This is a genomic window from Flavobacterium sp. (assembly GCF_023151265.1).
Lineage (GTDB): Bacteria > Bacteroidota > Bacteroidia > Flavobacteriales > Flavobacteriaceae > Flavobacterium.
Genome location: NZ_JAKLJH010000056.1, coordinates 1 through 14274, shown reverse-complemented (window position 1 = coordinate 14274; position 14274 = coordinate 1). Strand labels below are relative to the sequence as shown.

Annotated in this window: 13 protein-coding genes and 1 rRNA gene; 8 read left to right on the top strand and 6 right to left on the bottom strand. The window is 31.0% G+C overall.

The genetic code is table 11. The features are described from left to right. Positions 1 to 84: 84 nt before the first annotated feature. Together L6Q46_RS06880 and L6Q46_RS06875 are read left to right on the top strand one after the other, a co-directional pair. Complete coding sequence (locus L6Q46_RS06880; protein ID WP_291283693.1) at positions 85 to 621, top strand: sigma-70 family RNA polymerase sigma factor; 537 nt, start codon at positions 85 to 87, stop codon at positions 619 to 621. Positions 622 to 627: 6 nt separating this feature from the next. Beyond that, the gene (locus L6Q46_RS06875) at positions 628 to 1344 is read left to right on the top strand and encodes a hypothetical protein (RefSeq protein ID WP_291283692.1); all 717 of its coding nucleotides are present in this window, start codon (positions 628 to 630) and stop codon (positions 1342 to 1344) included. Here the strand turns inward: L6Q46_RS06875 and L6Q46_RS06870 are convergent. Beyond that, a complete protein-coding gene (locus tag L6Q46_RS06870) occupies positions 1327 to 4035 on the bottom strand; it encodes a CHAT domain-containing protein (RefSeq protein ID WP_291283691.1) in 2709 nt (902 codons plus the stop codon). The genes L6Q46_RS06875 and L6Q46_RS06870 overlap by 18 nt on opposite strands. A 546-nt stretch (positions 4036 to 4581) precedes the next feature. Here L6Q46_RS06870 and L6Q46_RS06865 point away from each other — a divergent pair. Beyond that, positions 4582 to 5304 (top strand): class I SAM-dependent methyltransferase, encoded by a 723-nt coding sequence (locus tag L6Q46_RS06865; protein ID WP_291283690.1) that lies wholly within the window; start codon positions 4582 to 4584, stop codon positions 5302 to 5304. Between the two features lie 6 nt (positions 5305 to 5310). Here L6Q46_RS06865 and L6Q46_RS06860 read toward each other — a convergent pair whose 3' ends face one another. Continuing rightward, positions 5311 to 6597, bottom strand: coding sequence for a hypothetical protein (locus L6Q46_RS06860; protein WP_291283689.1), 1287 nt, complete (start codon positions 6595 to 6597; stop codon positions 5311 to 5313). A gap of 158 nt (positions 6598 to 6755) precedes the next feature. On the opposite strand from L6Q46_RS06860, the gene L6Q46_RS06855 reads away from it, so the two are divergent. Together L6Q46_RS06855 and L6Q46_RS06850 are read left to right on the top strand one after the other, a co-directional pair. Continuing rightward, the gene (locus L6Q46_RS06855; RefSeq protein ID WP_291283688.1) at positions 6756 to 7754 is read left to right on the top strand and encodes a metal-dependent hydrolase; all 999 of its coding nucleotides are present in this window, start codon (positions 6756 to 6758) and stop codon (positions 7752 to 7754) included. 3 nt (positions 7755 to 7757) lie between these two features. Beyond that, positions 7758 to 8315, top strand: coding sequence for a 2'-5' RNA ligase family protein (locus tag L6Q46_RS06850; protein WP_291283687.1), 558 nt, complete (start codon positions 7758 to 7760; stop codon positions 8313 to 8315). Here the strand turns inward: L6Q46_RS06850 and L6Q46_RS06845 are convergent, their stop codons facing one another. From L6Q46_RS06845 to L6Q46_RS06835, 3 genes are read right to left on the bottom strand one after another with little or no spacing between them, the layout of a single operon-like run. Then, positions 8316 to 8534: a hypothetical protein gene (locus L6Q46_RS06845; RefSeq protein ID WP_291283686.1), complete on the bottom strand. Its 219-nt coding sequence runs from the start codon at positions 8532 to 8534 to the stop codon at positions 8316 to 8318. Positions 8535 to 8541: 7 nt separating this feature from the next. After that, the gene (locus L6Q46_RS06840) at positions 8542 to 10149 is read right to left on the bottom strand and encodes a class I SAM-dependent methyltransferase (RefSeq protein ID WP_291283685.1); all 1608 of its coding nucleotides are present in this window, start codon (positions 10147 to 10149) and stop codon (positions 8542 to 8544) included. Between the two features lie 45 nt (positions 10150 to 10194). After that, positions 10195 to 10758: a hypothetical protein gene (locus L6Q46_RS06835; protein ID WP_291283684.1), complete on the bottom strand. Its 564-nt coding sequence runs from the start codon at positions 10756 to 10758 to the stop codon at positions 10195 to 10197. A gap of 82 nt (positions 10759 to 10840) precedes the next feature. Between L6Q46_RS06835 and L6Q46_RS06830 the strand changes: the two genes are divergently transcribed. From L6Q46_RS06830 to L6Q46_RS06820, 3 genes are all read left to right on the top strand, one after another. Continuing rightward, on the top strand, positions 10841 to 11473 hold the full coding sequence (locus L6Q46_RS06830; protein ID WP_026726080.1) for a Crp/Fnr family transcriptional regulator: 633 nt from the start codon (positions 10841 to 10843) through the stop codon (positions 11471 to 11473). Further along, positions 11473 to 12249: a sulfite exporter TauE/SafE family protein gene (locus L6Q46_RS06825; protein ID WP_291283683.1), complete on the top strand. Its 777-nt coding sequence runs from the start codon at positions 11473 to 11475 to the stop codon at positions 12247 to 12249. The genes L6Q46_RS06830 and L6Q46_RS06825 overlap by 1 nt, the downstream gene beginning before the upstream one ends. Before the next feature lie 61 nt (positions 12250 to 12310). Then, positions 12311 to 13720: a rhodanese-like domain-containing protein gene (locus L6Q46_RS06820; RefSeq protein ID WP_291283682.1), complete on the top strand. Its 1410-nt coding sequence runs from the start codon at positions 12311 to 12313 to the stop codon at positions 13718 to 13720. Positions 13721 to 14146: 426 nt separating this feature from the next. Here the strand turns inward: L6Q46_RS06820 and rrf are convergent. Then, positions 14147 to 14256 (bottom strand): 5S ribosomal RNA (rrf, locus tag L6Q46_RS06815). Positions 14257 to 14274: the final 18 nt, after the last annotated feature.

The following is a 14274-nucleotide window of genomic DNA, read 5'->3' as shown; positions in this document are numbered from 1 at the left end:
TGTGATTTTCTATTTAGTGTTTGAAATAAAAAAAAGTAAACATCCATTTTGAAATTTGTTTACTTTTGAAAAAATACTACACTAATGAATAAAGAATCGTCCTTGATACAACTATTAAAAGAAAGCGACAATAAAATCATCAAGAGCTTGTATGAAGACAATAGAAAAAAATTTATTGCCTTTGCTTCTCAATATAGTTTAGATGGCGACCAAATATTAGATATTTATCAAGATGCAATTATTGCTTTATGTGAAAATGCTAAAAAAGGTAAACTTGACAATCTACAGAGTTCAATCAGCACTTATTTATTTAGCATTGGAAAGTTTATGATTTTTCAATTGCTTAAAAAAGATAAAAAAATGCATGTAGTTGAAGATTTTAATTTGGTTGATTATGAATTCGAATCGTATGATGAAGAAAAAGATGATACTGAAATTAAATTATTACAAACTGCTTTTGAGAACTTAGGCGAACAATGTAAAAAGGTGATTCAACTCTTTTATTATGAAGAAAAAAAATTAGATGAGATTTTGACTATTCTTAATTACACTAATAAAGATGTATTAAAAAGTCAAAAATCGAGATGTATGAAACAACTAAAAGACTTAATAAAAAAATAATTAATCATGGATAAAGATCTATTATTAAATAACTATTTTGAAAGTAATCTTTCTGATGAAGAGAAGCAACAATTTAACGAATTGCTTTCAAATGATTTGGAATTTAAGGCCGAATTTGAATTTCAAAAGAAAGCAAAAATAGCCGTTGCCTTAAGCGAAAGAGAAAAATTGAAAAGCCAATTAAAAGAAATCGAAAACTCTAGAAAACTTAAAAACAATAACAGAACTTGGTTATCATTAGCCGCTAGTATAATTGTTATTCTTAGTTTAGGCTTTATATTCTTTTGGAATAGTTCTGCTAAAAATGATAATTTATATGCTGATTTCTATGAGACTTTTCCAAATATTGAAGCTCCAACAACTAGAGGTGAAAACACTTTAAATATTAAAAGTGAAGCTTTTTTTGCCTATGATTCTAAAGATTATAAAAAAGCAATAGAATTGTTTTCAGAAATTTATAAAGTAGAAAAAACCGATTATGCTATTTTTTATATCGGATTATCTGAAATGGAATTAAATGAGCATAAAAAAGCTATAGCCACATTTTCACTTTTTCAAGGAGATTCCAATAACAACTTTTATTTCTACATTAAATGGTACAAAGCCTTATGTTATTTAAAAGAAAATGATATTGAAAATTCTAAAAAGCTATTAAACGAAGTAGTTAAAACTGCAAATCCTTTTCAGTCAAAATCGAAAGAATTATTATCTAAGTTGGATTAATTTTTTTCTGAATAAAATTAAAAGTGTAAATACCCCAAATCCTATTATATAAAACCAATAATAGGATTTTTCTTTTATTGCATCATTATTTCCATTTAACACAAAACCTGACCAATAATACGGATGTGATTTTAAAGGATTTTGCTTTAAAAATTCCAATTTAGCCAATTGTAACGCTTTGTCTTTTTCTAACCCTTTTTCAAGATTTTCATAAAACAAAATCATCAAATCTGATGTTTCTTTATCAGGAACTTGCCATAAACTTACCACAGCACTTTTAACTCCGCTATAAGTAAAAGCTCTTGATAAACTCATAATACCTTCGCCTTTAATTAAAGTTCCATTTCCAGTATCACAAGCACTTAAAACCACTAAATCTGCAGGTAGAAAATGATCATACAATTCATAAAAATATAATGGTTCGTTATTAGCAAAAAGTAAACACGACTTTTCAAAATCATTCGCATACAAGTACGAATGCATTGCCAAATGATAAATTGAATAGTTTGAAAATGATTTTATAAAATTTGATTTTGTAGCTTTCTGGTCTGATAATAAAGTACCATTTGTAATATCACAAATTTTTTCGGATTCTTCTTTTGCAAAAGGTAAATTAACAACTGTATTTGACTGAAATTTACTTTCATTATATTTAGGTGCAAAACTAACCAAATTGAATTCAGACTTGCTTTTATTCTCTTTTGAAAGTAACCAAAGAGGAAAAGAATAGGCATAAGTAATTTGTGCACTTTCAATCCATAACTTGTTATTTACTTCTAAACTTTCAAAAGGTAAATAGTTTAAAAACTTATCAGGAATTATCGTAATTTTTCCATCAATATTAAAAGGAACTAATTGACTTGAAATTGCTTTGTTTTCATTCTTGAATCCAATATTTGGTGCTTTGTATTCTTTGATTAGTTGTTCTAATTCAAGAGAAATTTTATCAGCTTTATCTATTTTTTTTACTTCGATTGAAGTTGCATTTACTAAAAGAATATACACATTTTCAAAAGCAACATAATACTTTATCAAATTAACATCTGCTATTTTATTTTTAATTGAAGTAATATCGAAATCTGTATCAACTTGAATAAAATTGGGAAATTTCTTCTGAATTAAAGCTTTCAACTCTTTACTTCTATTTGAAATAGTATTTAATTCATCATTTGCTTGATTTCCTTGATTCTTAATTCCTTCCAAATATTTTTTCTTATCTTCTAATTCTGTGAATTCATCGTAAATTTTAGATAAAGATTCGTTTGCCAAAAGAAATTTCTTTTGCACCTCTTTATATAAATGTTGTGAAGCATTTCTTTCAATCCAATTGAGCAATTCAATTTTCTTAGGTTCATTTTTTTGATATTTTTCAGAAATCACAAAAAGTAAGCCTTCTGAAATTTTACCTTGCAATTTATTTAGAGTAGGATTATAACTTCCATTTAAATAAAATTCATTGAACATTTCGGCAGCAATTAAACTCAGTTTTTCTGCTTTATTCAAATTATCAATATTCTTACCATTTATATAACTATCTTTGAAAATAAGAGCTGAAGTAGCAAAAATATTAATGTAATTATTTGAGTTTAAATCACTAAAAGTAGCGAAGTTTAAATCAACTATTTCAGATCTTTTTTGCGTGTGATTTGCAACTAAATCGACAATATTTTGTTCAACTAGATGAGATGCTTCAGAAAATTTCCTTAAACCAGCTAAATTCATAGCTTTAATCGTTTCAAGAGAGTATTTACTCGAACTAAAATGATCAAATTCGATTGTATTTAGTGCAATATCTATTTTTTTACATCCTTCCTCATATTTCTCTAGAAAATAATAAACGGAACCTAAAATTGCATTTGCTTTCATACTATAAAAAAGAAAATTATAGGCCAATGCTTGTTCATTAAATCGATTTAGATGTTTCTCTGCTAAAAAGTATTGTTCTGTTTCGTACAATCTATAACAAAATTCATCATAAGTAGACAAATAAAAATTCAAGTTTTCTTCTCTTTCATTACCACTATCTAATGCAAATCTGTGAAAATCTCTAAGCTTTTTTTCTATTAATTCTTGTTGTGTAGTAATATCCATTCGCGATATTTCCATTCTGTAAAATATCCGTTTGGCATAATTTTCATCTTTATCAGCCAATTGAACATGTCCTTTATTCAGTTTATCGATATATTTTTCAAAAGCATTAATTGTTTCATTAGCACTTTTAATGTCTCCATAATTTTGTTGAAAAACATATAAATTATTATAAGCTGTAAGATAATCTGTAGTAGTTATTAATCCTTTCTTCTCACTAATTTCAATAGCTTTTTTGGTGTAAACCAATTCATATTTTTGATTGTGAATACTCGAATAATTAAAAGATAAATCTAAATATGCATTGACTAAATCTTTTGGATTATTTTCTAAAAGATAATCCTCATAATCTGTTACAATCTTTTTTAAAACATAAATTGTTTCTCTAAATTTAGATTCTTCACTTAGGGTCTCTGCTTCTTTTATTAATTGTTTTAATTGAATTGTATCTGTTACTTGTTTTTTTTCTACTTTAAAATTAGACGCAATTTCTGAAGTAACAGTTTTACTATCAGAAGAATTACAGGAATAAAACAATAAAAACACCCACATAATTGATGTAAAACCAATTATAATGTTTTTAATATCACTTTTTGTTTTCATTTTGTAATTTTATTGTGTTAAAATTAAACAAAATAAGTTTAATAGCACAAAAGCTGTTATGTCTAAAATAGTATTATTGGAAAAATGTTTTAGTTTTCATTATTTTGTGTTCTGAAAATGATACTACAATATTATTTTAAAACATAACTTTTTGAAATAGGTCAGATACACGATTTTTTAATTTAAATTTGAAATCTTTAAAAAAGAATCTCAAAAGTCATAATTCAACTATTTACTCTCAATTCATATCACATTTGGGTAATATTTTATACTTAGGACTAAAAAAACGATATCATTGAATATTAACATAAATATTTTTTAACCTTTTTTTGCAACACCCCGAGTACACCTCTACCCTCTTTAACCCTTATGAATAAAAAGAAAAAAGATATTGTATCGGTAAATAAAAACTTTACAACTAATTATCCTTTCACAAAAAGATAAGCTTAGAACGAACACTTCTATTATTAGATTTTTTCTATACATTTGCACCGCACCTCCGATATCTATTAAAAAGCGAACCTTCTTTTGTAAAACTTACTAAAGATGAACGATTATCAAATTATTTTTCAAAAAAGAGCTACTGACTACCATTTTGCTATGCAAAATTTTCCTGAAGCAAGAAAGTACGAGTTTAACAACTTATTTTCAGGAATACATTTTGAAAATAATATTCATTTGTTAGATGTTCCTTCTGGAGGTGGTTACTTACGAAATTATCTACCCAAAAATACAAAGGTCACTTTGGGTGATTTTTCTGAAGGTTTTGCGATTGATGAAATCCAATTGGTAACTCCTGAAAAGTTACCGTTCGAATCAAACACTTTTGATGCTGTTTTTTCATTGAGCGGCATGCATCACTTGGATGATGTACCTCAATTTGTTAGAGAATGTTTACGTGTTACTAAAACTGGAGGTTTTTTCACTTTTGCAGATGTAAAAAAAGGAACTAATGTAGATACGTTTCTAAACGAATTTGTAAATACTTATAATTCACTCGGTCATAAAGGTGATTTTTTCAATGAAACTTCTTTTGAAACTTTTGCAGACATTCAATCCTGTATAAGCAATTGTCAATATAAAGAATATCCATTTCTTTTTACTACTATCTCAGAAATGACAACTTTTTTCAAATTATTTTTTGGACTTGATAAAGCTTCAGACTCTATTATCCATAAAGGAATTGAAGATATCTTAGGTATTAAAACCACATCAAAAGGTATAGAAGTCAATTGGGGCTTACTCTGCTTTCAATTAAAAAAAGAATAAAACTCTTTAAAACTGATTTTGCAATCGGAACCATGAAGTTCTTACAGCGCTCTTAATTCCTCTTCTTATGGTTTTCCAACTTTTGGGCTTGGTTTGTAAATGAGTAAGTAGATTTTTTATTGCTTCTAATTTTGCTGTTTCTAAAGTTACATCAAAAAATACGAATGGTTTTGTTTCTTTCTTAACCATTTCGTTATAAATTTCTAACCAATAAAAATAAACTGCCTGATTGAATACTTGCTTCTCAATTACTTCTATTAATTTATCATAAAAAATGGCAACGGAATTGTCTTTAGATGGAATTTCAAATCCAAATTCTCTTGGATCTTTACCAAGAACAATCAGTGTAATTATTGCCCTGTAACATTTGGTGCAATGGGAACAATTTAATTTAGTATTTAAATGGTGATAACAAACACGAAAAGGAGTTGGGATTTTCTTTTCTTCAAAATAATCACAAAGCAGACGCATCTTATCAAAACGATTAGCTTCTTGACCATGATGAATTACATTTGTATTTCCCCAAGCTATAAAATTATCAATATAACTAGAACCCCAAGGCATGGTTTCCTTTGTTGAATCCAATGTTGAACCGATATATACTTTTTCAATTCCGTCTTTATAAGTAATAGGTGCTAAAAGAGATGTCAGTGATAATCCATGCTGAAGAAGCGTCCACCAATCTTGTGTATTGTTATAAATTAACTTCTCAACCTTAAATGTATAAAAATCACGGACATTACTTCTCAAGAAAAGTTTCGGATTATCAATGGTCAAAGGTAACATTCGATTAACTTCTTGAATTTTTTGCCATTGAGACGTATTGTCAATTTCTATATCCGCACCATGTATTGTGACCAATTGAATTTTATCGCTATCCAATCTAGAATAGGTATAAAGCGCATCTACTCCACCACTAAAAAGCATGGCAGATTGATTCGTGTTATAGCTAATTGTTTCGAAATTTTCGACCAATAATTGTGATTTCTTAGTAATGATTTCAGGATAAAACTTGGCAAATTCTTGCTTGATTTTTTCAATACTCAAATAGAAATTTTCATCTAATGTCTTTACTTTTAAAGTAGCTCCAAGAAACCAACAAATTGGATATAAATTAGCAACAAAAGGAATGTTTAAAATCGAATCTGGAATATCTGACAAATCAAAATCATACTGAACAAACAAATTTTCATTGAAATAAGGTTGAAACTTTACTTCTGTTTCTTGAAAATATACTACCTTATTTTCATTCAAATTTCTAATTGTCTTCGTTAATATGATATTTTTTGACATAAATTAATTGGTTGTTAACTTTAAAAATCCTACTTCCCAAATTTACAAACTTATCTTACCAAACAAACATTTTTCAATTAGAATTCTTAATTTTGAGAATCCTTACTAATAAATTGAATTTACAACTCTTATTAAATCTCAAAAGAGGATAAAATAAAATGGATTCACTCACACAAATCGTCCTAGGAATTGCTACAGCAGAACTGGTTGCAGGTAAAAAACTGCAAAACAGAACCTTCTTGTATGGCGCTATTTTAGGTACGATTCCCGATTTAGATATTGTAGTGGGAAAATTAATGAGTGATGTTAATGGAGTTGCTATTCATAGAGGTTTGAGTCATTCTCTACTCTTTTTTGTGTTTTTGTCACCAATTTTGGGTTGGATAATAGCTAAAGTAGAAAAAAGTAAAATCAGTTTCAAAAGCGCTTCACTATTGGCGTTTTGGTGTTTATTTACGCATGTTTTATTAGACTTGTTTACCTCTTGGGGAACGCAAATTCTTTGGCCTTTAGAACATCGATTTGCCTTAAAAACCATCTTTGTAATTGATCCTTTATACACAATTCCACTTTTGATTAGTTTGATTTTTGTTTGGAGAAATAAAGAATTTTTAGTCCGAAGAAAATATGTAATTCGTGGTTTAGTAATTAGTTCTTCCTATTTACTTTTGACTTCTCTTTTGAAACTTTTTGCAGTACAACAGTTCGAAAACGCCTTAGAAAATCAAAAATTGACTTACGAGAAATTAATTGTAAAACCAACGGCTTTCAATTGTATTCTTTGGAATGCGAATATTGCTACTTCAAAAGGGTATTATTTGGCTGATTATTCTCTATTTGATTCTCAACCAATTCAGTTTACTTTCTATCCAAAAAATCTAAAATTAGAAGAAAAATTAGTAAATTCGTATGATTTTCAGCAACTTATAAAAATTAGCGAAGGTTGGTATTTGGTTTCCGAACAAAATAATCGCTTGTATTTTAATGATTTGCGATTTGGTTTATTGAACGACAATCCTAAAAATCCTCAGTTTGCTTTTAGTTATGAATTTAAAGTGAATCCTGATGGAAATTTAACAGCTCATGAAATTCCCAAAGCCAAACGAGATGGTAAAGCATTGCTAAAAAAGATTTTTACACGATTAAAAGGTAATTAACGTATGTCAAAATATTCGGTAGTTTTTCATCCTTCAGAAACGGTTCTTGAAGCGGTTAAAGAACTTAAAGAACAATTGAGTGCTAAAATTGGATGGTTTCCGAGTAAGAATTCTTTAGCACACGTGACTATTTGTGAATTTGAATACGAAGATGAAACATATGAAAATATAAAATCGAGAATCGCCAATTACTGCCGTTATCAAAATCCTTTTAAAGTAACGTTCAATGCCTTTGAAAATTACACAAATGGTGCTTTTTTCATCGCTCCAAATTCCGAAAGCAAAACTAAAATGGCTGAAATCATGAAGGAAATTCCGAAACAAATTCAATTTCCAGTGAGTCATAAAAGTTCGGAACCGCATATTTCAATTGGTAGACAACTTACTGAATCACAACTGAAAATTGCCTACAGTTTGTTTGATTCTGTGGATTTGAATTTCACATGTGAAAGCATCACTATTCGAATTTTTAATCCCGATAGAAAACAATATGATGTACTAGAAACGATTCCATTTCTGAGTAAAATCGAACCTAAAAAAGAACAATTGACCTTGTTTTAATTATTCTTTCGTACTCATTTTAATCTGCAAATGATTCAACAACACTTGATATTTACTGATTTCTCTCAACACGATTTCGTCATCGGTAGCGTCCATCATATCGTCTAAATCATCACTCACTTCAATTAATTTAATACTAGCTTCCGAAAAATTCTTAATCGCCATGTTATCAATAATCAATTGAATGTCTTTTTTTATTTCTGAAAATCTATCTTCCATTTATATTTTATTTTCCTCGTAACAAATTAATACTTACAGTTGCATAATCGGTTTCGGGATATTTTTTAAAGTAATCAGCATCCGAATGCAATCCAGCTTCTGCCGCTATTTTTTGCAAAACCTCAATTTCTACAATAAACTGATCCGAAAATCCATGCGTAGCATCATAAGCTGTCGCTGCTGTTTTTCCAAGATTTTGAGCAGTTAATTCTGGTACTACCGTATGCAATTCGATAATTAAAAGGCCAAATTTACGAACATACGGACTCCATTTCATAAAATGTTCCAATAAATTATCTTCAACATCGTTATTGGAAATATGAACGCCTCGATGCGCAAAAGCTCCAGTAGAAGTACTAACTCTATCTTTTGTCTTATTTTTTGGGTCTTCCCAAATGCGATTATGATCTAAGAACGTACGTACATTCAACAAATCTTTCAAATCAATGTTGTAATTCTCTTGCAAATCGCTATTCAATAAATCAGGATTACCAATATCGCCCCAAATGACTTTTGCCCAAATATCCGCTTTAATCAAATTAGCTCTCGTGACTTTCAAAGCTGCTTGATTATAATCAGCACCAACTAAAAATAGCGGATAATCATCTAACATTTTACCTCGTAAGGTTTGTCGTTCTATGACTTCAAAAATGTGTTGTAAAAAAGCACCATTTCCGCAACCCATATCTAAAATTCCTTTCGGTTGTTCGGCGATGGGTTTATTAAATAGTTCGATGATAATGTCGTCAATTACTTTGAAATACGTCGCATGCGCACCACCACTTCCCCATACATTCATTTCGCGATTCACGTGAATTTCGTCTTCGTTTTTAGCGATATTTCGTAACTCACTCGCATTTCCAAACAACAAACTGTCAATATGTTTGAACATCGGAAGATAGGAAACCGTCACACCATAAGCCGAAGCTCGTTTGGCGAAGAAAAAACCGTCTTCTGTAAATTGGTAATTGTCATTTTTCTTAGAAAACCAACCCAAATACACAAAGAAATCCAAAATTTTAGCAAACGCTTCGGGATGTTTGTGAAATTCATCCGCTCGAAACGAACTTTCCATGAAATACTTGTGAAACATGCCCGTCATCCCTAAGTTGACAACAATTGGGCCAACCAAATAGCCTTCAATATGTGTCAACATTTGCTCTTGAATCAATCTCAAATTCTCATCTTCTTCAAAATGAATATGATAATTTTCGGTGAATTTCTTTAAAATGGGTTCCAATAACGCAATAGAATCCACATCCATTTTATTAGCTGTAAAAACCGATGTTTGGGTTAATAATTGAAATGTATCTTCATACATAGGAACAAACGAAAACGCAAATTCGCTAATAGGTAAAGTTGTAATCGTAACATTTCCCGAAACATTATCCACTTCGTATTTTAGAAAACCCTGCGATGCCAAAACGCGTAATGCTACATTTAAATAGCCTTCGTTCGCTTTAAATTCATGTGTTAATTGTGCTAAAGTTGAAGTTTTCTCCTTTAAAAGATATGCTAAAATTCCTTTTTTGAACAAAGAATAAGCAACAGGAACAACAACTAATCCATCTAAATGTCTGAAAATGGCTTCGCGTAATTGGTTTCGTTTCATCATAAATCGAGTGGTTTATTCTCAAATTTATGAAAATTCTGATTCACTTTATAATAAACTTCTTTTTATCTCGGCAAAAGAAGTGGAAGTTTGGATAAGTTTTAGGATGATTTCTTTTCGAAGTTGTTCCAAATCATCAAAATCTAAATATTTCGCCCAAGTATCCGATTCCAAAATTTCTTTTATTTGTCGTATGACTTTTGCCGTTTCAGAAGCGTTTCTTAAAACAGCTTTTTCGTCGTAATTCGGATTATTTTTGTGTTGAAATGTTACTTCTTTGGTATCGAAATTTACTTCCACATAAAAAAAGTTTTCAGTTTCATTATTTGGATAAAAATCTGTCCATTTGGCATAACCAATTCGATTTTGACTATTATTGATTTTTGAATTTGAACTTGTTTTTGAACTTGAAATCAATCGCCACCTACAATTGGCAGCTCTTCCCCAATGATTCGAAATACGATAAACACCTTCCTCTGCAAAACAATATCCACTACCCGATTTACTTTTATAATGCCACTCGATATTTGGAATCGTAGCTGCATCGACTTCAATAAACTCGCAAAAAGTATGTTTATGGAAATTGGTTTTATTGTATTTTTTTGAAGTCATAAAATGTCTATTCGATTTCTTTGTAACAAAAGTAACATTTGATTTTTAAAGAATCGTCGTATCTTTACAAAAAGGATTACAAATGAGAGCTATTTTAGATCAAGCCTACAGTTATATATTTGAGGAAGCTTTACTAGACGAAATTGCAAAAGTGGCAATTTACAAAGAGTTTAAAGCCGATGATTACCTAATTGAAATTGGAGATTACATCAAAACGATGCCGCTTTTATTAACAGGCGCGATTAAAATATTGAGAGAAGATGAAAATGGGGATGAATTATTATTGTATTTTCTAGAACGTGGCGATACTTGTGCTATGACTTTAACGTGTTGCATGGGACAATCGAAAAGTAGAATTCGTGCCATTGCCGAAACCGATGGCGCCATGTTAATGATTCCCGTAGAAAAAATGGAAGAATGGTTGACCAAATACAAAACGTGGCGAAACTTCGTTTTTGACAGCTACAATGTACGTTTAAACGAGATGTTAGAAGCAATCGACACCTTGGCTTTCATGAATTTAGACGAACGTTTGTACAAATATTTGACTGATAAAGCGAAAGTAATTGGTGATACCGAAATCAAAAATACACATCAAGAAATCGCTTACGAAATGCATACATCGAGAGTTGTAATTTCGCGTTTATTGAAAGCGTTAGAATTGCAAGGAAAAATCAAATTACACCGAAATAAAATAGAAATCCTTCAGTTCTAATGGAGATTTTAGGCTATGTTGGTGCGTTGTTTATTGGATTAGTTTTAGGACTAACAGGCGGTGGTGGCTCTATTTTAACCGTACCGATTTTAGTGTATATGATGAGCATAAATCCCGTTACAGCAACCGCTTATTCGTTATTTATTGTTGGAACAACTTCTACTTTTGGAGCGATTCAAAACTATCGAAAAAACTTAGTTGACATCAAAAACGGATTTATTTTTGCGATTCCATCATTCATAGCAGTTTATTTAACTCGAAAATATATTGTACCCGAAATCCCTAAAGTCATAATCGAATCACCCATTCTCATAACAAAAGACACCTTTTTGATGTTGTTTTTCGCCGTGATTATGGTTTTTGGAGCTCTTTCAGTATTAAAAAAGAAAAGTCAAAACACTAATAGTGAAGAAAAAAGAAATCTTATTCTTATCGGAATTCAAACTTTTATTATTGGAATTATTATCGGATTAGTCGGAGCCGGTGGCGGATTTTTAATTATTCCATCATTGATTTTATTTGCCAAATTACCGATGAAGAAAGCAGTTGGGACTTCCCTATTTATTATCGCTATGAACTCATTGGTAGGATTTATCGGTGATGTACAGAATTTGGAAATCGATTGGAGCTTTTTGTTAACGTTTTCGTCCATTTCAGTAGTAGGAATATTTATTGGCATGTACCTCACAAAATACACGAATGAAAGCCAATTAAAGAAGATTTTTGCTTACTTTGTATTGCTCATGGCGGCAATTATCTTGTTAAAAGAAATGTAAATGTAACTTTGGGTACAGAAGAAATAGAATTTAGAACGTAAATTTGTAAAAAATATAGAATATGAAAATCGAACAAATATATACTGGATGCATTGCTCACGCAGCGTATTACATCGAAAGCAATGGTGAAGCAGCCATTGTTGACCCATTGAGAGAAGTACAACCTTATATCGAAAAAGCTAGTAAAGACAACGCTAAAATCAAATATATTTTCGAAACGCATTTCCATGCAGATTTCGTTTCAGGACATTTAGATTTGGCCAAGAAAACTGGTGCTTCTATCGTTTATGGTCCAACAGCAAAACCTAATTTTGAATGTATTGTTGCCACTGACGGACAAGAGTTTAAAGTGGGTGGTGTAACTATTAAAGCGATTCACACTCCAGGTCACACGTTAGAAAGTACGTGTTATTTAGTTACTGATGAATCTGGAAAACAGCACGGAATTATCACGGGAGATACTTTATTTATTGGTGATGTTGGTCGTCCAGATTTAGCACAAGAATTGGTAGAAGATTTAACCCAAGAAATATTAGCGGGTCATTTGTTTGATTCATTACGCAATAAAATTATGCCGTTGAGCGATGATTTAATTGTATATCCAAATCACGGTGCTGGAAGTGCTTGTGGAAAAAATATGAGTAAAGAAACGACCGATACTTTAGGCAATCAAAAGAAAGTCAACTACGCTTTAAGAGCCGATATGACAAAAGAAGAATTCATCAAAGAATTATTAGATGGATTAACGCCTCCACCAGCATATTTCCCACAAAACGTATTGATGAACATTCAAGGTTATGAAAGTTTGGATGCCGTAATGTCAAAAGCAGAAACACCTTTACATCCAAAAGAATTTGAAGCCGTTGCGAATCAAACAGATGCTTTAATTTTAGATGTTCGAAACGAGAATGATTTCGTAAAAGAACACGTTCCTGGCTCTATTTTCATTGGATTACATGGGCAATTTGCACCTTGGGTGGGCGCTTTAATCAGAGATACAAAACAACCAATATTATTAATCACGCCAGAAGGAAAAGAAGTAGAAACCATCACAAGATTATCTCGTGTAGGATTTGATAACACCTTAGGCTTCTTATTAGGAGGAATCGAAGCATGGAAAGCCGCAGGTTACGAAACCGATAGTATTGAATCGATTTCACCAGAAGTTTTCGCAGCACAATACGAAACCGCTCCAGTAATAGACTCAAGAAAACCAGGAGAGTTTACAGCCGAACATGTGGTAAATGCTAAAAATATTCCATTAGATTACGTAAACGAGCAATTAGCCGAAGTACCAAAAGATGAAAAATTCTTCATTCATTGTGCAGGTGGCTATCGTTCGGTAATTATGTCATCAATCTTAAAATCAAGAGGATATCACAACATGATTAATGTTGAAAAAGGAATGGCAGGTATCAGAATGACTGATGTTCCTTTAACAGCTTATGTTTGTCCAAGTACGTTGAAATAAAATAGTTTAAAATAAAAAATCCGACTTCATAAGAGTCGGATTTTTTTTATGGCGTTCCCACAAGGGTCGGGCTATCCGCACTCGTTTTACTTAAAATCCTGAGGTATTTTAAGTAAGAGCTCAAACAATTGCTCCACACGACCTTGTGACTGACGAAGTAATCCCTAACGCAGAATTGGTTTCCATTAGAATAATTATACTTTTCCCAGTCCCGTAGGGATGTTATATTGGTAACAAAACACCCATTAAGAATATTTCTAAAGCTAGTAGGCTTTAGCCGAACTAGCTCATGACATATATGCTAAAAATTCCATCATAAAGTATAAAACGAATAAAACCACCCTTGTGAGGTGGTGTTTTCAGTCCCTTTGGGACGATATATAGGTAACAAAAAAGCCCTATCATTTCTGATAGGGCTTTTCAAAAGAAAGGCGGCGACATACTCTCCCACATAACTGCAGTACCATCTGCGCAGTCGGGCTTAACTTCTCTGTTCGGAATGGGAAGAGGTGAGCCCCGACGCAATAACCACCTTAAGAGGTTAAATTGCTTTG

Excerpts from the sequence above, each read along its gene's own strand:
- L6Q46_RS06825 (WP_291283683.1), top strand. The coding sequence starts at position 11,473 with ATGGAGATTTTAGGCTATGTTGGTGCGTTGTTTATTGGATTAGTTTTA.
- L6Q46_RS06870 (WP_291283691.1), bottom strand. The coding sequence starts at position 4,035 with ATGAAAACAAAAAGTGATATTAAAAACATTATAATTGGTTTTACATCA.
- L6Q46_RS06850 (WP_291283687.1), top strand. The coding sequence starts at position 7,758 with ATGTCAAAATATTCGGTAGTTTTTCATCCTTCAGAAACGGTTCTTGAA.
- L6Q46_RS06855 (WP_291283688.1), top strand. The coding sequence starts at position 6,756 with ATGGATTCACTCACACAAATCGTCCTAGGAATTGCTACAGCAGAACTG.
- L6Q46_RS06865 (WP_291283690.1), top strand. The coding sequence starts at position 4,582 with ATGAACGATTATCAAATTATTTTTCAAAAAAGAGCTACTGACTACCAT.
- L6Q46_RS06875 (WP_291283692.1), top strand. The coding sequence starts at position 628 with ATGGATAAAGATCTATTATTAAATAACTATTTTGAAAGTAATCTTTCT.
- L6Q46_RS06830 (WP_026726080.1), top strand. The coding sequence starts at position 10,841 with ATGAGAGCTATTTTAGATCAAGCCTACAGTTATATATTTGAGGAAGCT.
- L6Q46_RS06860 (WP_291283689.1), bottom strand. The coding sequence starts at position 6,597 with ATGTCAAAAAATATCATATTAACGAAGACAATTAGAAATTTGAATGAA.
- L6Q46_RS06845 (WP_291283686.1), bottom strand. The coding sequence starts at position 8,534 with ATGGAAGATAGATTTTCAGAAATAAAAAAAGACATTCAATTGATTATT.
- L6Q46_RS06880 (WP_291283693.1), top strand. The coding sequence starts at position 85 with ATGAATAAAGAATCGTCCTTGATACAACTATTAAAAGAAAGCGACAAT.
- L6Q46_RS06820 (WP_291283682.1), top strand. The coding sequence starts at position 12,311 with ATGAAAATCGAACAAATATATACTGGATGCATTGCTCACGCAGCGTAT.
- L6Q46_RS06835 (WP_291283684.1), bottom strand. The coding sequence starts at position 10,758 with ATGACTTCAAAAAAATACAATAAAACCAATTTCCATAAACATACTTTT.
- L6Q46_RS06840 (WP_291283685.1), bottom strand. The coding sequence starts at position 10,149 with ATGATGAAACGAAACCAATTACGCGAAGCCATTTTCAGACATTTAGAT.